Genomic DNA, 19,732 nt, shown 5'->3' with positions numbered 1-19,732 from the left:
CTGCCCCGATTCGTGACGCTAGCACGCACCCCGCCGCGGGACCCTGGGGTGGGCCGCCATCGGCGGGGTGCGGGGGCGGAATGCGTGTCTTGTGTCAGCCGAGACGGGTCAGCTTGTTCGTGAAGCCGGGCTCGGCCAGATCCTTCTGCAGGGCGACCGGAACCTGGACCGCGGAGCCGGAGCCGTCACCCACGGTGAGGGCGCCGACCTTGGTGCCGGCCTTCGCGGTGTGCGGCACGTCGTCGGCCTGGAAGGTCAGCTTCACCGTCAGGCCCGACCAGCCGACCGCGGTGACGTCCTCGGTCGCCACGACCGGGGTACGGCCGCCGAGGCCGTCGTCGACGTACCCGACGACAGCACCCTTCTTGTAGATCGTGGCCGCCTTCAGCGCGCCCTGGGCGGCCCGGATCAGCTTGTCGCCGCCGTTGAGGGCCGCGGTGAGGATGCTGTTGTCCGAGGCGGCGCTGGCCGGCTGCCGGAGCACCGCGCCGATGATCGTGCGGGTCTCCCCGTTCACGTCCTTCTTCGCGGCGAAGACCAGGTTGCCGAGGGCGGAGGTGGTGGTGCCGGTCTTGATGCCGACGACGTCGTTGTGGCCGACCAGCTGGTTCCAGTTGCCGTGGTTGACACCCTTGTAGTCGTCGTACGACATCATCGCGGCGACCTCGCGGAACGAGGGCTCGCTCGACATGGCCGCCTTCGCCAGCTTCACCTGGTCCACGGCCGTGGAGACGGTGGAGTCGGTGAGGCCGGAGGGGTCGGTGTACGTCGTGTTCGTCATGCCGAGCTTCTTCGCGGTGGCGTTCATCTTCGCCACGAACGCCTTCTCGGAACCGGCGTCCCAACGGGCCAGCAGCCGGGCCACGTTGTTGGCGGAGGCGATGAGGATGCCCTCCAGGGCCTCGCGCTGGGTGAGCGAGTCGCCCGCCGTCACGTCGACGGTGGACTCCTGGCCGGCGTTCGACTGGTCCTCGGCGGTCTGGTCGATCTTGATCTTGGGGCCGGCGGCGCCGCTCTTCAGGGGGTGGTCGCGCAGGATGATGTACGCGGTCATCACCTTGGCGACGCTCGCGATCGGCACGGGCTTCTGGTCGCCGGAGGAACCGAACGAGCCGATGCCCTGGACGTCGAGGGCTCCCTGGCCGTCGGCCGGCCAGGGGATGTCGGCCTTGCTGCCGTCGAAGGTGTAGCTGTCCTTCGCGGTGAGGTCGAGGGTGGGCTGCGGGAGCGGACGGAAAGTCTGTACGACCGCAAAGATGATCAGGAGGACTATCGCCAGGGGTGTCCAGATCTTGACCCGCCGGACGAAGGTCCTGACCGTGGTCTCCGGCGGCGGAGGCGTGTTGGTCAGCTCGGCGAGCAGGTCCAGCGGGGGCTTCGGCGGGAGCGGCAGCTGGGTGGTGCGCTCGGGGCCGACCTGGGGGATGGCGGTGGTACGGGTGGTGGAGGCGGTGCCGGGCTTGGTGCCGGGCTTGGTGTCCGGCTTGTCTTCGGGCTTCGTGCCTGGCTTCGCGTCCGGCGTGAGGTCCGACTTGAGGGCGACGAATCTGCTGGTGCGCTCGGGGTCGGACTCAGGGGTCTTGGGCTGGGTCTTGGGCTGGGTCTTGGGCTGGGGCTTGGGCTTGGAGCCCAGCTTGAGGGTGGTGGTGGGCTGGTCGACCTGCGGGGGGCGGGGGGCCTTGAGCATGGTGGTGGGCTGATCGACCGCGGCCTTGGCTTCGGCTTCGGCCTTGGCTTCGGCCTTTGCCTCGGCTTCGCCGGTGCCGTCCTCGCCGTCGGCGGGCGCGGGTCCGTCGCTGGTTGCGGTCTTGGTGTCCCCACCCGCACCACCCGTGCGGCTCTCGTCGTCGACTGCGGGTGGCCCCTGCGGGGCGCCATCGCCGTCGGCGGCCGCGAGTTCGGCGGTCGCCTTGGGCGCGTCTTCGGGTTCGGCGTCTTCGGGCCCGGCGTCTTCGGGTTCGGCGTCTTCGGGTTCGGCGTCGGTCTGCGGCTCGTCTTCGGGCGCGGCGACCTTGGATGCGGCGGTCGCCTCGGGCTTGTCCTCCGGCGCGGCGACCTTGGGTGCGGCGTCGGCCTTCGGCTTGTCCTCCGGTGTGGCGTCTTCGGGTTCGGCCGCGGCCTGCGGGGCGTTCTCGGGCTCGGCGTCCTCGGTCCCGGCGGTCGCCTTCGGTGCGTTCTCCGGTGCGGAGTCTTCCGGTGCGGAGTCTTCCGGTTCGGCGTCGGCCTTCGGCTTGTCCTCGGACTCGGCGTCGGCCACCGGCTTGTCCTCCGGCTCGGCGTCCTCGGGCGCGGCGGTCGCCTCCGGTGCGGAGTCGGCCTTCGGGGCGTTCTCCGGTGTGGCGTCCTCGGGTGCGGCGGCAGCCTTCGCGGTGTTCTCCGGTGTGGCGTCTTCGGGTTCGGCGTCGGTCTTCGGGGCGTTCTCGGGCTCGGCGTCCTCGGCGGCAGCCTTCGCGGTGTTCTCCGGTGTGGTGTCTTCGGGTTCGGGCGCGGGCTTCGGGGCGTCCTCGGGTGGGGCGTTCCTGCCGGCGGTGGTTGGCGCAGTGGTGGCCTCGGGTGCTGCCTCGTTCTCCGGGTCCGCCTCGGTCGTTGCCTCAGGCGTCGTATCGGCCCTGTCGGCGTTCTTCGGTGACTCGGGGGCCTCCTGGGGCTCCTCGGCCGCCTCGGTGCCCTCCGTGGCCGCCTCGGGCCGCTCAGGCTCCTCCGGGGCGCCGTGCTCCTCCGCGTCGGTGCCGGATTCCTCGGCCGCCTCCGCCGGCGGACCCGTGCGGACCCACGCCGCCACCGCCTCGCGGAGCTTCGTGTCGTCGTCGCCGGCCGGCTTCGCGTCCCGTACCGAGAAGATCCGGGTCGCGGTGTCCACGCCGCCGGCGGTCTCCCTCTCGTCCTCGGCGGCCACCGCCAGTCGCGGGTCGCGTGGTTCGGGAACCGTTCCCGCACTCCCCGACGTCGGTTCTGCCGACGACTCGCGCTGCTTCGACCTGTCGGGGGACTCGCCCGCCACCGATGCCTCCTCCACGCTTCGCACGTTGCCGTGCGCTGTCCGAACCATGTACCAGTGTCCTGTGTGCGGGCTTAGCCCCTGCGGTAGACGAGAACGACATACCTTCCGGTTCCCTTACAAACCGGTCACGCACCCTCGACAGACCAATGTGAGAGGGGTCACCCTGTCATTCATCCACGCGGGGAGGCATGGATGGGCAGGAGCCGCAGAACACTTCCGGAGGAGCTTCTGCTGCTGGCATTGGACCCGACCACGGGTACCACTGCACAGCCGCAGTCGCTCGACCTCGGTCTGGCCGGAGCACAGCTAGTGGAGCTGGCGCTGGCCGGACGGATAGCCCCAGACGGGGATCGTATCGCCGTGGTGCAGCCACGGCCGACTGGAGATCCGACTTTGGACTGCGCGTTGGAGTTGCTGCGAAGGCGTGGCGCTCCCGTGCGGGCTGTGAACTGGATCGGCGGGCCACGTCTGGGACTTCGCCAGACGTACCTCTCGCATCTGGAGCGGTGCGGCATGGTGCATGCCGTGGCGGGCCAGATGTGCGGGGTGTTGCCGACGACCCGGTACCAGGCGACGGACAACGAGATCTGCCGGGACATCCGTGCCCGGCTGGATTCGGCGATCCGTACCGGCGTACCACCGGACCCGCGGACCGCGGCGCTCGCCGCCCTGGCCCACGCGGTCGGACTCGGCAAGCACCTGTATCCGGGGAACGAGGGACGCTCCTCGCGTTCCCGGCTGCGGGACTTGATCCGGCACGACCCGATGGGCGGGCTCGTGGCCCACGCCGTCATGGACGTGCAGAACGGCGCGGGCGCCCAGCCACGCCGCAACCCGGCCGCCCCGGCCGGGCGCCAGACCGCACCAGCCGCCAGGCCCGGTGCGCCGGAACCCGCCCGCGGTGTTCCGATGCAGCCGCGCCGAGGCGCGGGCGCGATGGCACGAGCCGTGGTGCACTGAGCCGCAGTTCCACGGCACGACAGCCGGCACCAGCCGGCGACACAGCACCCCTGAGACCCGGTTCGGGAGCCGCTGGTCCGAGCGGGGCGGTGAGGCGCACGCAGTACGCGCCCCGCCGCCCCGTTCGGTATCTCCCGTCCCACCGTCCTCGTCCGGCGCCGCCCGGAGAATCCGGAACGTGCCCGAACTGACGCGTACGCGCCGCATATCCAGAGTTTCCCAGCGGTAGGAACCACCTTGGTGGCAGTCTGCTCAACAGCAGATACGCAAAGTGGTAGTTACAGGCAGGCAGCCGGAGGTGCACGTCCCGTGGCGTCCAATGTCAATCCCACCGTCAGGCGACGCCGGCTGGGCCAGGAGCTGCGCAGGCTCCGCGAGCTCAAGGGCATGACGGCGGAGGAGGTGGCGGAGCGGTTGCTCGTCTCCCAGTCGAAGATCAGCCGGCTGGAGAACGGGCGCCGGAGCATCAGCCAGCGCGATGTCCGCGACCTGTGCGGGGTCTACGAGGTCGAGGACCAGCGGGTCGTCGACTCCCTGATGGAGATGGCCAGGGATTCGCGGCAGCAAGGATGGTGGCATGCGTTCGGGGACATCCCGTACAGCGTGTACATCGGCCTGGAGACCGACGCCGAGTCGCTGAGGGTGTACGAACCCCAGCTGGTCACCGGGCTGTTGCAGACCCGGGCATACGCCGAGGCGCTGGTGCAGGGCGCGTTGCCGGAGACCTCCGCCGCCGACATCGAGAAGCGGGTCCAGGTGCGGATGCGGCGACAGGAACGTATCAGCGCCGAACACAACCCCCTTCGGCTCTGGGTGGTGCTCGACGAGGCCGCGCTGCGCCGGCTCGTCGGCAACAGGCTCGTGATGCGCGAGCAGCTGGAGTACCTGATCGAGATGTCCCAGCAGCCGCACATCACCGTCCAGGTGCTGCCCTTCGAGGTGGGCGCGCATCCCGGCCTCAACGGCCAGTACGCGATCCTGGAGTTCGCCGACGCGGCCGACTCCAGCGTCGTCTACCTGGAGGGCGTGACCAGCGACCTGTACCTGGAGAAGGCCCACGACGTGCAGAAGTACGCCGTGATGTACGAGCACCTGAGGGCCCAGTCGCTGAACGTCGAGCAGTCACGGCAGTTCATCGCCGACGCGGCCAAGGAGTACGCGCGCTGAGCCCTCCCGGATGCTTCCAGGGGGCCTCCGGGGGGCCTCCGGGGGGCCTCCGGGGGGCGTTCGCGGAGCGTTCAGCGGCCTTTTCGGACGGTGAGCGCCGGATCGTACACCGGCGCCCCGCTCCAGCGGAAGTCTCTCCTGGAATATGCCATCCGGTCGAGTGAACGAGTGCTCCAGGCGGAGGAGTTGGCTAGTAGCGTCGATCACGCCAACCGGATCAGAAGGTTGGCGTGAATCGCACTACATCAAGCACCACAGCAACTCGCTACAGGAGTGGACATGGCACTGCTTCAGGGCACCACGGAGACGTGGACGAAGTCCTCCTATTCCGCAGGGAACGGGGCGTGCGTCGAGGTCAAGTCGCCGACGACCGCTGGACTCGCCGTACGCGACTCCAAGGTCGAGGAGGGCCCGGTCCTCGCGTTCCCGACCGGCGCGTGGAACGCGTTCGTGGCTTCGGTCAAGGCGTAGGGGCTTCGCTGACCCATCGGCCACGCTCCCGACACGCACAACCACAACTGCACAAGCGTCACCTCAAGAGCCCTCTCGACTAGCTCGCCGTCCTTGCCGAGGGGGCTCGGCTTGTGCCCGTCCGACCGGTCATCGGACCGGGGCCCCGCGTCCCCTACCGGACGGGGAAGGCCACATCGCAGACCGGGTCCTCAGGGCCCGCCGCGTCCCAGTCCGCGAAGTAGACCTCCCGGCACGGGCCGTCGTACTCCAGAGCGCCCTCCTGGGCGCCGCCCGGGCCGCCCTGCCGGGCCACCCACCGCTCCACCGCCTCGAAGGCCGCCACGATCTGCGGATGCGCCACCTGCGCCTTGCTGATCCGCGTGTACGCCAGCGTGCGCGCCGGCTCGACGCGCACCTTCGTCTCCCGGGGCCGCCCGTGCCGCTCCGCCCAGGCCCGGGCCGCCGCCTCGTCCGCCACCGGGACACAGGCCTCGGCCGGCCCGTCGCTCTCCATGGACACCTCCGCGTAGTACACGACGAACGGCGCCCCGGCCACGCCCCCGCACTCGCGGGCCGCCGCCTCCAGACGGCCCAGCGCGGCGGGGATCCAGGCGGGCAGCTCGTTTGCCAAGGTGTGCCGCGTCTCGGTGATCACCACCTGCGCGGGCACCTCCACCGTCTCCACCGCGAACGTCTCGTACATCTCCGAACTCCTCCCGGACAGCCGTCCACGGAGATAGGCGACAAGGGTCCGCTGCCCGGCGATCCGCCGCTCGACATCCGCCCAGTAGGCGGTCAGCAGCCCGGCGGCCGCGCTGCCGGCGGCCGAGCCACCGGTGGGCGTACCGCCGTCCGCCGTGTCGCAGTCCGCCGTGTCGCCGTCGGTCGCGCCGCCGTCCGCCGCCTCGATCACCTCGGCGATCCGCGCCAGGGGCATGTCCAGCTGCCGGAGCAGCGCCACCAGCCGGGCGCGCTCCGCCTGCCCGGCCCGGTAGTACCGGTAGCCGGTCGTCCCGTCGACGTGCGCCGGGGTCAGCAGCCCCAGCCGGTCGTACAGGCGCAGCGCCTTCGCCGAGAGCCGGGACCGCGCCGCGAACGCGCCGATCGTGAGCAGTTCCTCGTCCTCCACGCCCACATCCTCCGTCACCGGGCACCCGTGGCCCGGCGCGACCGACGCTCGCCCCTGCCCCAGGGGCAAGGTCAAGCGGCGGGCACGGAACGCCGACGGCGGTCACGGGACACCGTCTCCCGTGACCGCCGTCGTGAGGCTCGGGGCGTCAGCCGATGGCCTTCTCCACCGCGGCCACGACCTCCGCCGACTCCGGCTCGGTCTGCGGCGCGAACCGGGCGACGACCTGGCCGTCCCGGCCGATCAGGAACTTCTCGAAGTTCCAGCGGATGTCACCGGTGTGCCCCTCGCCGTCGGCGAAGTCCACCAGCCGCTGGTAGAGCGGGTGCCGGTCATCCCCGTTGACCTCGACCTTCTCGGTCAGCGGGAAGGTCACGCCGTACGTCGCCGAGCAGAACTCGGCGATCTCCTCGGCGCTGCCGGGCTCCTGCCCCATGAACTGGTTGCAGGGCACCCCGAGCACGGTGAAGCCCTGCGCCGCGTACCGCTCCTGGAGCCGCTCCAGGCCGCCGTACTGCGGGGTCAGACCGCACTTGGAGGCCACGTTCACGATGAGCACGGCCTGGCCGGTGTAGCCCGGCAGGTCGGCGGAACCGCCCTGGAGAGCACCGATCTCGATGTCGAGCACGGACCCGTTGTTCTCGGTAGTCGTCATGAGCGGATGCTAACTCCGCCAAGTGGACGACCGGGTCCCGGCCTCCACCAGCACGTCTCCCGCCGCCGTCCGCGAGTACAGCACCGACCGCCCGGCCCGCCGCCGCTCCACCAGCCCGGCGTCCAGCAGCACCCTCAGATGCCGCCCGACCGAACCCAGCCCCTGCCCGGTCACCGCCGTCAGGTGGGTCGTGCTCAGCGGGGCGTCCAGCAGCACCAGCACGCCGGCGCGCCCGCCGCCCAGCAGCGCCGAGAGGGCGGCCGGGACGGTCTGCGCGGTGGGGCGTGCAGCAGCATCAGCACGGCACGGGCGGGCTCGGTGGCCTCACTCACCTCGCCCGCCAGTGCGATGACGCTGATGGCGCTCGCGTCGCTCGCCGTGACGCTGACGCTGGCTACGGCCGGTCGGCAGGAGCGGAAGGTTCCGGCGACGGTTCCCGCGGGGCGGTGACCTCCGCCGCCGGGCCGAACCTGTCCGCGACGGCGGCGATCTGCTCGATCCCGGCCTTCAGCGCGGCCTGCCCCTCCGGCGCCTCCAGTTCCCGCTCGTTCTTCTCCACCTCCTGGTCGAGCCGCTTGGTGGCGCGCTCGAAGTAGCGCAGCAGCTCGACCGGGAAGGGCATCACCAGGGTGGAGTTCTTCTCGGCGGCCACCTCGACGACGGTCTGCAGCAGCCGCAGCTGCATCGCCTCGGGCGAGTCGGACATGATCCGGGAGGCGTTGGCGAGCTGCTGGGCGGCCTGGAACTCACCGTCCGCGGTGATGACGCGGGCCCGCCGCTCCCGTTCCGCCTCCGCCTGCCGGGACATGGACCGCTTCAGCGACTCCGGCAGCTGTACGTCCTTGATCTCGACGCGGTCGATGTGGATGCCCCACTCCGCGGCCGGGCTGTCGATCATCAGGGCGAGCCCCTCGTGCAGCCGCTCCCGGTCGGTGAGCAGGTCGTCGAGATCGCTCTTGCCGATGATGGACCGCAGCGACGACTGGGCGACCTGCCCGACGGCGAAGACGTAGTCCTGCACCTCGATGGCGGCGCGGATCGGGTCGGTGACCCGGAAGTAGACGACGGCGTCGACCTTCACGGACACGTTGTCCTTGGTGATGCCCTCCTGCGTGGGCACCGGCATGGTGACCACCTGCACGTTCACCTTGCGCATCCGGTCGGCGAAGGGGATGAGGAAGGTGATCCCCGGGTGCCGGTAGGTCGGCAGCGCCTTGCCCCACCGGAACACGATCCCGCGCTCGACCTGGTTGACCACCCGCATCCCGCTGCGCAGCACGAGCAGGACCAAAACGAGGACCAGTACGACCCCTACGACGGCGCCGTCCATCGGCACTCACTCCATTCTCAGACGAGATCCGGACAACGATCCGGCAAGGATGAGGACACCGGCGGGACCCCACGGGATGCGGGGGCCGGCGTCAGGAGTGCGTAAAGAAAACGAGCGGGATCCGCGGTCACCTCGGCACGATGTCCGCCGCGCGGTACGGGTACCCGTCCTGCCGGAACCCGGGATCCCCCCAGCCGAACGTAACACTCGTGCTCCAAGGGGTTCTCGGCCCTGCATGGGGCCGGCCGCACCCCGGACCGCTACCGGCTGCCCCGGGCCGGTAGGACCGCGTCGGCGACGACGGCTCGCGCGCCGCCGAACCCAACGGCGGCCCACGCAAGAACGCCCGGCCGGGAAACCCCGGCCGGGCGCCTGCCCTGCGTGAACCGCTCGCGTCCTTTCCGGGGCGTACTAGTCGACGTCCACCGGACCGTCGTCCGACTTCCTCGCCTTGCTGGAAGGCAGCTGGAGCAGGCTGCTGCCGTTGGCCTCGCTCTTCTCGGGGCGGTGGCCGTCGGACTCCTGTCCGCTCAGGTTCTGCCGGACCGAGTCGAGGATCGTCAGGCCCTGGGAGACCAGGCCGGCGGCGATCTCGCCGAGGCCGTCCGCGCCGTTGAGGACGTTCACGTTGGCACCGGCGAGACCGCCGGCCGCCTCCTTGACGATCTGCGGGAGCTGGTCGATCAGCATCCGGTCGAGCGCCACGCGGTCGTACGACGCCGCGGCCTCCGCCTGGATCTTCATCCGCTGCGCCTCGGCGGCCGCGAGGATCCTGACCCGCTCGGCCTCGGCCTCGGCGGGCCTCACGACCTCGGACACCAGCTGCTGCTGGCGCAGCTTGGCCTGGCGCTGGGCCAGCTCCGTCTGGGCGGCGAGCACCTCCTGCTGGGCGTGTGCCTGCGCCAGCGGTCCGGCCTGCGCGGCCTGCGCCTGGGCGCGGTCCACCTCGGCCGAGTACTCGGCCTTGACGATCGCGGTCTGCCGGGCGTACTCGGCCTGGTTGCGGGCCGCCACCTGCTCCGCCTCGACCGAGGCCTGGGTGGCCTGCGCCTGGGCGATCTGCGCCTGCCGCTGGATGGCCGCCTTGTGCGGGGCCGACATGGCGTCGATGTAGCCGACGTCGCCGTCGTCGATCGACTGGATCTGCAGCGAGTCGACGATCAGGCCGATCTTCGCCATCTCGGTCTTGGAGGTGTCCAGGACCTCCGCGGCGAGCTTCTGCCGCTCGGTGACGATCTCCTCGACGGTCATCGAGCCGATGATGGCCCGCAGGTGCCCGGCGAAGATCCGGCCGGTGAGCACCGACATCTGCTCCTGGTCGGAGAGAAAACGCTGGCCCGCGTTGATGATGCTCTCCTGGTCGTTGCCGACCTTGAAGGCGATGACCGCGCGGACGTGCAACGCGATGCCCTGTCTGGTCACGCAGGTCTCGGTGACCTCGGACTCACACATGGACAGGGTGAGGAACCGGACCTTCCGGAAGACCGGCAGCACGAACTTGCCGTGCCCCGTCACCACTCGGAACGGCGCGCCCCCCAGTCCCCGCCTGCCCCCCGAGATCAACATCGCCTCGTCGGGAGCGGGGACGCGGTATCCGAACATGCTTGTACTCCTCAGCCGGCCTCGGCTATGTCGCCGAGCGCGTCCAATGGATCCACCCACTCGATGACGCAGACCTCGCGGCATCCACGTGATTCGATCACGAGCACCGTGGCGCCCACCGGCAGGGGATCCTCCGACCAGGCGAGGAAGGTCTCGGAGCCGCCTCGGACCCGTACCAGGACCTCGCCGGGGCCGGCGGAACCACGGGTTCCGATGAGTACCTGCCCCATGCAGCCGATCACGGCATCGTCCTGCGGCATCACCGGCCGCCTTCCTCGTCCTGGCCCATGAATCCGACGATAGACCCACTCGGCCCGGGACCCAACGGCCAGGTAACTTCGGCCTCCCCACAGGAACGCCCACGCCCCGGCCCACCGAGACCGCGCGGCCGGCGTCGGCCGGGGTCGGCGGGGCCGCGGCTACCCGTCGGCCTCGTCCTGGCCGGCCGTGTCCTGGCCGTCCCTGCCGTCCTGGTCGTCCTGGCCGTCCTCGAAGACGAAGAGCGGTTTGGCGCCGTGCGCGGGTGCTTCGGCGAACGCGATGGCTTCGGTGAAACGGTCGAGCGGGAAAGGCCGGCCCTGGGGGATGCTCAGCACGCCGTCGGCGACGAGGTCGCGCACCTCGGACAGCGCGCGCAGCGCATCCGCGGGTGCAGCGGTGCCGAACCAGCGGTTGAGCCAGAAGCCACGGACTGTCTTGGTCTCGTAGATGACCGAGCGGGCCTGCAACGGGATGGTCAGCGCTGCCGGGTCGGTCTGCCGGTGGGTGGAGAGCGCGCCGTAGACCACGACCTCTCCTCCCGGAGCCAGGGCCTGGGACACCTGGGCACCCACGTCGCCCGCGACACAGTCGGCGGCCTTGCGCACGCCGGCCGGTCCGGCGATCTCGGCCACACGCCGCAACAGGTCCTCGTCCTCGGTGCAGACCACCTCGTCACCGCCGAGCGCCTTGATCTCCTCGACGGCGGCGCGCCGCCGTACGACATTGATCGTGCGCATCCCCAGATGCCCGGCCAGCTGAATGACGAGCCGGCCGACGGTGGAGCCCGCGGCCGTCTGCAGCAACCATTCACCCGGCTGTACGTCGAGTTCGCGCGTCACCAGGAGCAGCGCGGTCAACGGGTTGACGGCGAGTTGGCAGGTGCTGGAGTCGCTCAGCCGGTCGGGGACCGGCAGGAGCCTGTGGGCATCGGCGACAAGGTATTCCTGCCAGGTACCGGCCACCGGCGGCCCGGGTACGGCCGGGATCGCCACGGCCACCACGCGCTCGCCGATCTCCAGTCCCTCGGTGTCCGGGCCCAGGGCCTCGATACGGCCCACGCATTCCATGTGCCCGCCGACAGTGGGAAACCCGGGGGAGAAGCCGTAGCGGCCACGCAGCACATGCAGATCACTGGCGTGAATCGGAGTCGCCCTCACGCGGATCAGCGCCTGACCGCTCCCCGGCGTGGGAACAGGCCGGGATTCCAGCCGCAGGACATCGGCCGGCTCGCCGACCGTTCCCGCTACGAGCGCGCACATGGATCGTGCCATGAGTGACCTCGTCTCTCGGCGCCCGGCGAACTCGGCGGGCGTTCCGGACGGGAACAACGCTGCTGCCGACACCCTCGCCGGCGACCGTGCGCGGAGTGTCATCGGCGTCGGGTCGCCTGGGCCTTTACCGGACCCCGGACCCGTGCCCTGCGCAGTCCGCCGTGCGCACCGCACCCGAGATCACGCTAAGCGCCATGGACAGGCCCTGCAATCCAGCCTCCGACGGCTCCACCCGGGGCCCCGGACCAGACCGGTCCGAGGCCTTCGGCCTGGTGCCCCCGCCAGGATTCGACCTGCGACCACCGTCACGGGCCCGGCGGTAGCGGCGCGGCCGCCGGTCCCGCGCCGGGCCGCGGGACCGGCGGTCCGGTCACTTCTGGATCACAGCGCTGTCCAGGGCGATGTTGTGGCCGCCGCTGGCGGGGTTGATGTCGGGTGCGACGGTGACCACGACGGTGTGGGGTCCGGCCGGCAGCTGCGGACTGGTCCACACGCTCGAGGAAGCCGCGCGCGCGGACGCGTAGTCGTCCACCGTCACGGGGACCGAGCCGTCGACGCTGACGTACATGCGCCCCTGGTCGGTGTCGCGGACGGCCCGCAGGGTCACCTGCCGACCCGTGAAGTGCAGCAGCGCCGTCGAGCCGGGAACATAACTCCAGTTGGCGGTGGCGTCGTACATGTCGCCCACGCCGTTGGTCTGTCCCCAGTTCGTTCCGTACTGGAAGTAGTCCGGTCCGCTGCCCGTCACGGCGGCGTCGACGGTCGTGCTGCCCTGGCCGGCGGGGACGACGGTGACGAGGAAGGCGTCCTGGGCGGCCGCTCCGGCGAGCGACAGGTGCACGCTGCCGGTGCCGGCCGGAACGGTCTGGCTGCTGACGGTGACGGGCTGCTCCAGGGGTGCCTGGTCGGGAACGCGCTGGACGGTGACGGTGACGCCGTTGCCGCCGGACAGTGCCGGGCTGGTCAGGCCGTTGATGGTGAGGTCCGCCGAGGGGACGCCGGAGGTTGCCGCGGCCAGCACCGAGGCCCTCTTGCGCACCGGATCGACGGTGGCGAGGGCGGCGAGCGTGCCCTGCGTGCTGACCTGTGCCCGTGAGCCGGTCATGTCGGCGTAGCCCTTGTAGACCCACCACTGGCCGGTCGGCCGCAGCACGCCGTTGCTGCGGACCAGGACGCCGTCGAGAGTCCCTGCCGCACAGCAGTCGTCCCAGATGGCGTGGGAGGCGGAATCGATGCCGGAGTTCGCCAACTGGGCCAGGTACCAGGCCTGATAGCCGGCGTGCTGCTCGTCGCCGTGGAGGTATTCGTTCATCGACAGCGGCAGTCCGCCCAGTCCCTTGGAGTCGAGCAGGGAGCGCATGGTCTGGGCGTCGGAGACGGGCGTGCCGCTGAAGTGCCAGTTGACGACGTCGGGAACCGTACCGGCGGCTTTGGTGTGGTCGAGGAAGGGGGAGACGTTGCCCGGGCTGAAGTCCCACAGGGAGGGGCCCACGATCACCGCCTGCGGGGCGGCGGCTCGCAGTTCGCGTACCGCGGTGTCCCACATCTGGTAGTACTGCGTGGTGTTGAAGCCGGGTGGGAAGAACGCGCCGGCGGGCTCGTTCCAGATGTCGTAGCGGACCTTGACCCCGGAGGCGGCGACGTCGGCGGCCAGGCGGCGCAGGAACGTCCCCCAGTTGCCGCAGTCGCCGCCGGTGCAGGGATAGACGGTGGCGGCGGGCTGGGTGGAGTCGGCCCCCCAGATGTCACTGACGAGCAGGTCGTAGGTGACGGCGTAGGGCGGTGTGGTGAGCCTGCGGGCCTGGGCGAGCGCGGAGTTGAGGCGGCGGGTGTAGCCGCTGCCGGGGCGGTAGTCGTCGCCGACCCAGCCGCCGCCGTCGAGACGGGCCCCGCCACCACGCGCCGAGCGTGGGGCGAGCGGGGCCAGCAGGCTGTCGTCGGGGCCGCTCCCGTCCTCGTTCAGCCCGTACAGAAAGCCGCTGCCGACACCGGTGGCCGCGCCCTGGGTGGTGCCCAGGTCGACGGTGACGGCTTGGCCGTCGGCGTGCGCCGGTGCGGTCGCGGCCAGTTGGCCGCCGGTGACGAGCAGGGCGAGCGAGGCGACCAGCGCGGCGAGTCTGCCGTGGCGGCGGGCGCCGGTGCCGTCGGCCGGGTGCGGTCCCGCCGGGTGCGGTCCGGTCAGGTGCGGTCTGGTCGGTGGCGAATGCAGGGGGTGTGACATGGGGTGTGACATGGAGTGTCCCTTTCTTTGACCGCAGCCCGGCGGGCTGGGGCGGCTCCAGGGGACGGCCGCCTGAGCGGCGGCCTGCTTCAGTGGGCGAACGCGGCGGCGATCGGGGAGCCGTCGCGGACGAAGACCGGGATGCGGTCGAGCGGTGCGTCGGCGCGGACCGTCCGGCCGCCCGGGTGGCGGTGGTGGCCGGCCGTGTCGATCCAGTCCGCGCCCGCGGGCAGGTAGACCTGGCGGTGGCGCTCGCCGAGCCGGGTGACGGGGGCGACGATCAGGTCGGGGCCGCACAGGAACTGGTCCTCGACCGTCCAGGCGGTGGGGTCGTCGGGGAAGTCGAAGAACAGGGGGCGGATGACAGGGGCGCCGCTGGCGCCGGCCGCGACCATCTGCTGGTGCAGGTAGGGACGCAGTTCCTGGCGCAGCCGGAGCTGACCGGTGAGGATCTCGTAGGCCTCCTCGCCGTACGACCACAGTTCGTTGGGGCCGCCGCTGTGACCGGCGGCGAAGCTGTCGCGCGGCTCGCGGTGGCCGTGCATGCGCAGCAGCGGGCAGAAGACGGCGAACTGGAACCAGCGGACGACCAGTTCACGGTAGGCGGGGTCGTCCGGGTCGCCGCCGTGGAATCCGCCGATGTCGGTGGTCCACCACGGGATGCCGCTCAGCCCGGCGCTCAGCCCGGCACGTATCTGCGAGGCCAGGGCCCCGAACGTGGCCGGGATGTCGCCCGACCACAGGGCGGCCCCGTAGGCCTGGCTGCCGGCCCAGGCGGAACGCACCAGACTCACCGGGACCTCTTCACCCGCGGCGCGCGTGTGCTCGTAGAAGCCCCGGACGTGTTCGCGCGGGTAGAGGTTGGCCACCGCGCGGCCGGGGCCCGCCGCGTAGCGCAGGTTGCCGAACTGCTCGGGGAACATCTCCGGTTCGCATGCGTCGAGCCACCACAGCCGGAAGCCGAGGTCGAAGTAGTTGCGCTTGACGCGGCTCCACACGAAGTCGCGGGCCCGTTCGTCGGTCGGGTCGTAGAAGGCCACCGGCAGGGGCTCGCCGGCGAACTGGCCGTCGGGGAAGACGTGCTGGAACGGCTGGCCCTGCTCGGTGCCGACCAGCAGCCGCTCGTCGCGCATGCGGGCGTAGTTCTCGCTCAGGACGCTGACGGACGGCCAGACCGACAGGAGCGGCCGTACTCCCATGCTCTCGAGCTCGGCCACCATGCCGGCCGGGTCGGGCCAGTCGGCCTCGTCGAAGCGCCAGTCGCCCAGGTGCGGCCAGTGGAAGTAGTCGACGGCGATGACCGACAACGGCAGGCCCCGCCGCCGGTACGCGCGGGCCACCTCCAGCAGCTCGTCCTGGGTGCGGTAGCGCAGCCGGGACTGCCACAGGCCGAGGGCCCATTCCGGCAGCACCGGAGCATGCCCGGTGGCATCGGCGTAGTGGCGCATGATGCCGGCCGGTGTGGGGTGGGTGGTGATCCAGTAGTCGATCTGTTCGGCGGCGTCGGCGACCCAGCGCGTCTGGTTGGCGGCCAGTTCCACCCGCCCGACGGCCGGCTGGTTCCACAGCAGGCCGTAGCCGCGGGAGGAGAGGGTGAAGGGGATGGTGACCTCTCCGTTGCGCTGCACGAGATCGATCACCATGTGCTTGTGGTCGAGGCGCCCGTGCGAGTGCTGGCCCAGCCCGAAGAAGCGCTCCCCGTCGTAGGAGGCGAACCGCTGGTCGATCCGGTGGCCGTGGTCACCGGCCGGGGTGAACTGGCGCGGGCCGGGCCACGCGAAATGCCCCACGTCCTCGCGCAGCAGCTCCGCCCCGTCATCGGTGCGCACGAAACGCAGCCGCCCCTGCGGCGACAGCTCCACCCGCAGGCGTCCGACGGTGAGGATCCTGGTGCCGGACGTGTCCGTGTGCACCCGCGCGTCGGCGGCATCGGGCGAAGCGCCCAGGGCTCCGGGCAGGTCGTCGCGGATCCGGTGCCGGGCCGCCCGTACCCGGACGCTGTCGGGGCCCCACGGCTCCACCCGGACGACGTGCTCGGCGTCGCCGAACTCGAGCCGGCAGACCGTGGCATCGGGGGCGGACGCGGGGATGTGGTGGTCGTTTGCCTGGGGGGCCGGCGGGACGGGCGGTGTGGTGGTGTCGGGCAGGGACACACTGCTCCTTTCGACAGAGCGAGGTGGACCGGAGGACGGCGGTGCCGCGTAGCGGAAGTCGGCGGTGTCGCGTGGCATCCACCGGGCGGCGCGGTCAGTCCTTGACCGCGCCGCCGGTGAGACCGGCCGCCACATGCCGCTGGGCGATGACCAGCAGCAGGGCGGCGGGCAGGGAGGAGATGACGGCCGTGGCCATCACCGAGTTCCAGCTGGTGGTGTTGGTGCCGGCGCCGATGTAGTCGTAGAGGCCCACCGTGATGGGCTTCCAGGTGGTGGAGTTGAGGTTGAGCGTGGTGGCGAACAGGAAGTCGCCCCAGGCGAAGAGGAACGCGAACAGCCCGGACGTGATCAGCGCGTTGCGGGACATGGGCAGCACGATCCGGCAGAAGGCGCGTACGGTGCCCGCGCCGTCCAGCGATGCCGCTTCCAGCAGGGAACGGGGAATGCCCGCCATGAAGGCCCGCAGAATCAGCACGGCGAACGGTACGGCGAGGGTGGCGTCCGCGAGGATCAGCGCCGGCGCCGAGTCGAGGATTCCCGCCGAGGCGAAGATCCGGTACAGGGCGTTGGCCATCACGATGCCCGGCACGAGCTGGACCACGAGCAGCACGCTCAGCAGCGTTCGCCCGCCCGCGGTGCGCAGCAGCGCCAGGGCGTAGGCGGCCGGGGCGGCGACGGCCAGGGTCAGGAGGGTGGCACCGGCCGCGACGACCAAGGACGCCAGCAGGTGGCCGCCCTGCTGGGACAGCGCGTCCCGGTAGCCGCTGAGGGTGCCGCCCCAGGGCAGCCAGTGCGGGGAGCGCCGGGCCAGCTGCTCATTGGTCTGGAAGGAGGCGTTCACCATCCAGTAGAGCGGAAACAGCATGACCGCGACGATGGCGACACCGGCCGTGGTCCTGATCCAGGACGGCAGGGACCGGCGCCGGGGCGCGCGGCGCGGACGGCGTGCGCTGTGGGCGCGGGCCGCACCGGCCCGGAGGGGGGTGTGGACAGTCATGTCAGTGGTTCTCCGCTTCGGCACGTAGCGAGCGCAGATAGAACAGTGCGAAGACGGCGGCCACCACGATGAGCAGGTTTCCCGCCGCCGCGCCGAGCCCGAATTCCGCAAGGCCGCCGAAGGACAGCTGGTAGGCGTAGGTGGTGACGGTGTGGGTGGCGTTGGCCGGTCCGCCCTTGGTCATCACCCAGATCACGTCGAAGACCTTGAGCGTGTAGATCAGACCGAGTGTCAGCACGACGCCGATCACCGGCCTGAGCTGGGGCAGCGTGATGTGGCGGAACTGCTGGCGCCGTCCGGCACCGTCCAGGGCGGCCGCCTCGTACAGCTGCGCCGGAACGGCCCGCAGACCGCCGTAGAGGATGACCATGTTGAACGGCACGCCGATCCAGACGTTGCAGATCAGCACGGCGACCATCGCGGTGCCGGGGTCGTTGAGCCACGGCACCGGATGCTGCACGAGGTGCAGGTTGAGCAGGATCTGGTTGACGACACCGTTGCTGGTGTCGAGCATCCAGCGGAACAGTGTGCCGGAGACCACCAGCGGCAGCAGCCACGGGATCAGCAGCAGCGCTCGCAGCAACTGGCTCAGCGGAAAGGCACGGTGGAAGAACTCCGCGAGCCCCAGACCGATGGTGAACTGGAAGAAGAGCGAACCCGCGACGAACACCAGCGTGTTGACCGCGGCCTGGTGGAAGACCGGATCGCTCAGCAGCTTCGTGTAGTTGTCGAAGCCGTTGAAGGGGGCCTCGCCGCTGTAGAGGGACTTGATGCCGTAGTCCTGGAACGACAGCACGACGTTACGGCCCAGCGGATACAGGTAGAACACCGCGACGAACACGACGACCGGCACCACGAATCCCAGGCCCAGCCGCCGGCTGCGCGCCGACCAGGCGGCAGGCCCGGACGGCCGCGGCGACGGCCCGCCGCCGGACACGGCGGGGGCGTCCTTGGAGACTGCCAGCGCCACCGCTACCTCCTCCCGGCCCCGGGCCAGGCCTCTGCCCCTGGCCGGTATCCGGGCTCTGCCTCTGCCCCTGGCCGGTGTCGGGGCTCTGCCTCTGCCCCTGGCCGGTGTCGGGGCTCTGCCTCTGCCCCGGGCCGGTGTCCGGGCTCTGCCGCGGTCCTCATCGCGTCGCCTCGCGCTGCGCCTCGGCCAGGGCCGCCGCCGGCGACTTGCCGCCCGACAGCGCCGACTGCACCGCCGTCCACAGGGCCTGCGAGTACTTCGGGTAGTCCGCTCCGAGTTCCGCCGTCCGGCCCCTGGCCGTGCCGATGGTCTTCACGAATGTCTTCATCTCCGGTACCGAGGCGGCCAGTTCGGCCGCCGCCGACTCGTCGGACGGCACGTAGTTGGTGAGTTTCGCCCAGGCCAGGCTGTTGTCCTTCGACACCATGCACTTGATGACCTCGGCCGCCTTGCGGGCCTTGTCGCCGTTGTTGCCGGCCGCCCACACCTCGCCGCCCAGGGCACTCGAGGACGTGCCGCCGGCCGGGGCGGGAACCGGCGCGATGCCGAAGTCCTTCATCCCCGCCTTCTGCAACTGGGGCAGCTGCCAAGGGCCGTTGACCATCATGGCCAGCGAGCCGTTGGCGAACTGCTCCTCGACGTTCGCCTGCGTCCAGCTGAGCACGTCCTTGGGCGCCGCACCGGAGGCGACCAGGTCCTTGAGCAGCTGCAGCGCCGCCACGGCCTGCGGCGAGTCGAGCTTCTTCAGCGAGGCACCCGAGCTGAAGAAGAAGGACTCGAACTGGAAACTGCCCTCTTCCGTGGCCGGCACCGCGAAACCGATCCCGCGCACCTTCTCGCCGTCGGTGAGCTTCTTGGCCGCCGTACGCAACTCGTCCCAGGTGCGGGGCGGTTCGAGGCCCGCCTTCTTGAACATCGCCGTGTTGTAGTACAGCGCCAGCTGGTTCACACCGGGCGCCACCCCGTACAGCTTCCCCTGGTACTGACCCGCGGCGACGATGTTCGGGTAGAGCCCGTCCGTGCTCAGACCGGCCGCACCGAGGTCGGCCAGGGCCCCGGTGGCGGCGAGCTGCTGCAGGTCGGGATTGTCGAGCAGGACCAGATCCGGTATCGCCCGGCTGCCGGCCAACTGCATGAGCTTGGTCCGCAGTTCCGGCACCACCTGCCGCTTGACGGTGACGCCGGCCTTGTCGCCGCACTGCTTGAGCTGCTCGGGCAGGGCGCTGTGCAGTGGCTCCGTGTTGTAGTAGTCCATCTCGGTCAGGGTGATCGTCCTGCCCTCCGCGGAGTCGGACGACGAGCTTCCACCGCAGGCGGTCAGGACGAGACCAGTGGCGGCGAGCAGCGCCGTCAGGGGGACGAACGAGCGGGGACGGCGGGATCTGGCAGGGGTGGTAGGCATGGCGGCTCCAGGAATGAAGGGATGCGCGGACGGTGCGGGGGTGGTGTGCCCGGCCGACGCAGGGCAGGCAGGACGGACGAGGGACCGCACTGTGGCGGCGGGGTGTGACCGGCTGGGGGAGCGCCGGCCGTGGACGGGGCCGGGACAGGCGGGACCCGAT

The 19,732-nt window shown here is 71.0% G+C and carries 15 protein-coding genes and 1 pseudogene; 3 read left to right on the top strand and 13 right to left on the bottom strand.

Annotated features, from left to right (window positions below; all coding sequences use genetic code 11):
- Window positions 1-94 precede the first annotated feature (94 nt).
- Complete coding sequence (locus AB0D59_RS05255; protein WP_362561008.1) at window positions 95-3,049, bottom strand: serine hydrolase; 2,955 nt, start codon at window positions 3,047-3,049, stop codon at window positions 95-97.
- Between the two features lie 144 nt (window positions 3,050-3,193).
- On the opposite strand from AB0D59_RS05255, the gene AB0D59_RS05250 reads away from it, so the two are divergent.
- From AB0D59_RS05250 to AB0D59_RS05240, 3 genes are all read left to right on the top strand, one after another.
- Window positions 3,194-3,961 (top strand): GPP34 family phosphoprotein, encoded by a 768-nt coding sequence (locus AB0D59_RS05250; protein ID WP_362561006.1) that lies wholly within the window; start codon window positions 3,194-3,196, stop codon window positions 3,959-3,961.
- A 309-nt stretch (window positions 3,962-4,270) separates the two neighbouring features.
- On the top strand, window positions 4,271-5,128 hold the full coding sequence (locus tag AB0D59_RS05245) for a helix-turn-helix transcriptional regulator (protein ID WP_362561005.1): 858 nt from the start codon (window positions 4,271-4,273) through the stop codon (window positions 5,126-5,128).
- A 279-nt stretch (window positions 5,129-5,407) separates the two neighbouring features.
- On the top strand, window positions 5,408-5,599 hold the full coding sequence (locus tag AB0D59_RS05240; protein ID WP_351737387.1) for a DUF397 domain-containing protein: 192 nt from the start codon (window positions 5,408-5,410) through the stop codon (window positions 5,597-5,599).
- A 154-nt stretch (window positions 5,600-5,753) separates the two neighbouring features.
- Here the strand turns inward: AB0D59_RS05240 and AB0D59_RS05235 are convergent, their stop codons facing one another.
- From AB0D59_RS05235 to AB0D59_RS05180, 12 genes and pseudogenes are all read right to left on the bottom strand, one after another.
- Entirely contained in the window at window positions 5,754-6,728 is a 975-nt protein-coding gene (locus tag AB0D59_RS05235) for a MerR family transcriptional regulator (protein ID WP_362561003.1), read from the bottom strand.
- Between the two features lie 130 nt (window positions 6,729-6,858).
- A complete protein-coding gene (locus AB0D59_RS05230; protein WP_351737389.1) occupies window positions 6,859-7,365 on the bottom strand; it encodes a glutathione peroxidase in 507 nt (168 codons plus the stop codon).
- Window positions 7,362-7,641, bottom strand: a pseudogene (locus tag AB0D59_RS05225) (helix-turn-helix domain-containing protein); the annotation flags it as partial. The pseudogene AB0D59_RS05225 and the gene AB0D59_RS05230, both read right to left, overlap by 4 nt.
- Before the next feature lie 118 nt (window positions 7,642-7,759).
- Window positions 7,760-8,695 carry a slipin family protein gene (locus AB0D59_RS05220; protein ID WP_362561000.1) on the bottom strand — a complete coding sequence of 312 codons (936 nt, stop codon included), beginning with the start codon at window positions 8,693-8,695 and terminating at the stop codon, window positions 7,760-7,762.
- Between the two features lie 411 nt (window positions 8,696-9,106).
- The gene (locus AB0D59_RS05215; protein WP_362560998.1) at window positions 9,107-10,297 is read right to left on the bottom strand and encodes an SPFH domain-containing protein; all 1,191 of its coding nucleotides are present in this window, start codon (window positions 10,295-10,297) and stop codon (window positions 9,107-9,109) included.
- A gap of 11 nt (window positions 10,298-10,308) precedes the next feature.
- Window positions 10,309-10,557 (bottom strand): hypothetical protein, encoded by a 249-nt coding sequence (locus AB0D59_RS05210; RefSeq protein WP_362560996.1) that lies wholly within the window; start codon window positions 10,555-10,557, stop codon window positions 10,309-10,311.
- 159 nt (window positions 10,558-10,716) lie between these two features.
- A complete protein-coding gene (locus AB0D59_RS05205; protein WP_362560993.1) occupies window positions 10,717-11,829 on the bottom strand; it encodes a zinc-dependent alcohol dehydrogenase family protein in 1,113 nt (370 codons plus the stop codon).
- Window positions 11,830-12,199: 370 nt separating this feature from the next.
- Window positions 12,200-14,050: a beta-xylosidase gene (locus tag AB0D59_RS05200; protein ID WP_362560991.1), complete on the bottom strand. Its 1,851-nt coding sequence runs from the start codon at window positions 14,048-14,050 to the stop codon at window positions 12,200-12,202.
- An 89-nt stretch (window positions 14,051-14,139) separates the two neighbouring features.
- Window positions 14,140-16,203: a TIM-barrel domain-containing protein gene (locus AB0D59_RS05195; protein WP_362560988.1), complete on the bottom strand. Its 2,064-nt coding sequence runs from the start codon at window positions 16,201-16,203 to the stop codon at window positions 14,140-14,142.
- 94 nt (window positions 16,204-16,297) lie between these two features.
- Complete coding sequence (locus AB0D59_RS05190) at window positions 16,298-17,068, bottom strand: carbohydrate ABC transporter permease (protein WP_362561690.1); 771 nt, start codon at window positions 17,066-17,068, stop codon at window positions 16,298-16,300.
- A 133-nt stretch (window positions 17,069-17,201) separates the two neighbouring features.
- Window positions 17,202-18,170: a sugar ABC transporter permease gene (locus tag AB0D59_RS05185; protein WP_362560985.1), complete on the bottom strand. Its 969-nt coding sequence runs from the start codon at window positions 18,168-18,170 to the stop codon at window positions 17,202-17,204.
- A gap of 157 nt (window positions 18,171-18,327) precedes the next feature.
- Complete coding sequence (locus AB0D59_RS05180) at window positions 18,328-19,572, bottom strand: extracellular solute-binding protein (RefSeq protein ID WP_362560982.1); 1,245 nt, start codon at window positions 19,570-19,572, stop codon at window positions 18,328-18,330.
- Between the last annotated feature and the right edge of the window lie 160 nt (window positions 19,573-19,732).

The sequence above is a fragment of the Streptomyces sp. NPDC048417 genome, from assembly GCF_040651615.1.
Classification (GTDB): domain Bacteria; phylum Actinomycetota; class Actinomycetes; order Streptomycetales; family Streptomycetaceae; genus Streptomyces.
The sequence above is the reverse complement of the archived record's forward strand: the minus strand, read 5'-3'. Positions and strand labels throughout refer to the sequence as shown.

Excerpts from the sequence above, each read along its gene's own strand:
- AB0D59_RS05210 (WP_362560996.1), bottom strand. The coding sequence starts at position 10,557 with ATGCCGCAGGACGATGCCGTGATCGGCTGCATGGGGCAGGTACTCATC.
- AB0D59_RS05200 (WP_362560991.1), bottom strand. The coding sequence starts at position 14,050 with ATGTCACACCCCCTGCATTCGCCACCGACCAGACCGCACCTGACCGGA.
- AB0D59_RS05205 (WP_362560993.1), bottom strand. The coding sequence starts at position 11,829 with ATGGCACGATCCATGTGCGCGCTCGTAGCGGGAACGGTCGGCGAGCCG.
- AB0D59_RS05220 (WP_362561000.1), bottom strand. The coding sequence starts at position 8,695 with ATGGACGGCGCCGTCGTAGGGGTCGTACTGGTCCTCGTTTTGGTCCTG.
- AB0D59_RS05255 (WP_362561008.1), bottom strand. The coding sequence starts at position 3,049 with ATGGTTCGGACAGCGCACGGCAACGTGCGAAGCGTGGAGGAGGCATCG.
- AB0D59_RS05240 (WP_351737387.1), top strand. The coding sequence starts at position 5,408 with ATGGCACTGCTTCAGGGCACCACGGAGACGTGGACGAAGTCCTCCTAT.
- AB0D59_RS05250 (WP_362561006.1), top strand. The coding sequence starts at position 3,194 with ATGGGCAGGAGCCGCAGAACACTTCCGGAGGAGCTTCTGCTGCTGGCA.
- AB0D59_RS05230 (WP_351737389.1), bottom strand. The coding sequence starts at position 7,365 with ATGACGACTACCGAGAACAACGGGTCCGTGCTCGACATCGAGATCGGT.
- AB0D59_RS05190 (WP_362561690.1), bottom strand. The coding sequence starts at position 17,068 with ATGCTGTTTCCGCTCTACTGGATGGTGAACGCCTCCTTCCAGACCAAT.
- AB0D59_RS05215 (WP_362560998.1), bottom strand. The coding sequence starts at position 10,297 with ATGTTCGGATACCGCGTCCCCGCTCCCGACGAGGCGATGTTGATCTCG.
- AB0D59_RS05180 (WP_362560982.1), bottom strand. The coding sequence starts at position 19,572 with ATGCCTACCACCCCTGCCAGATCCCGCCGTCCCCGCTCGTTCGTCCCC.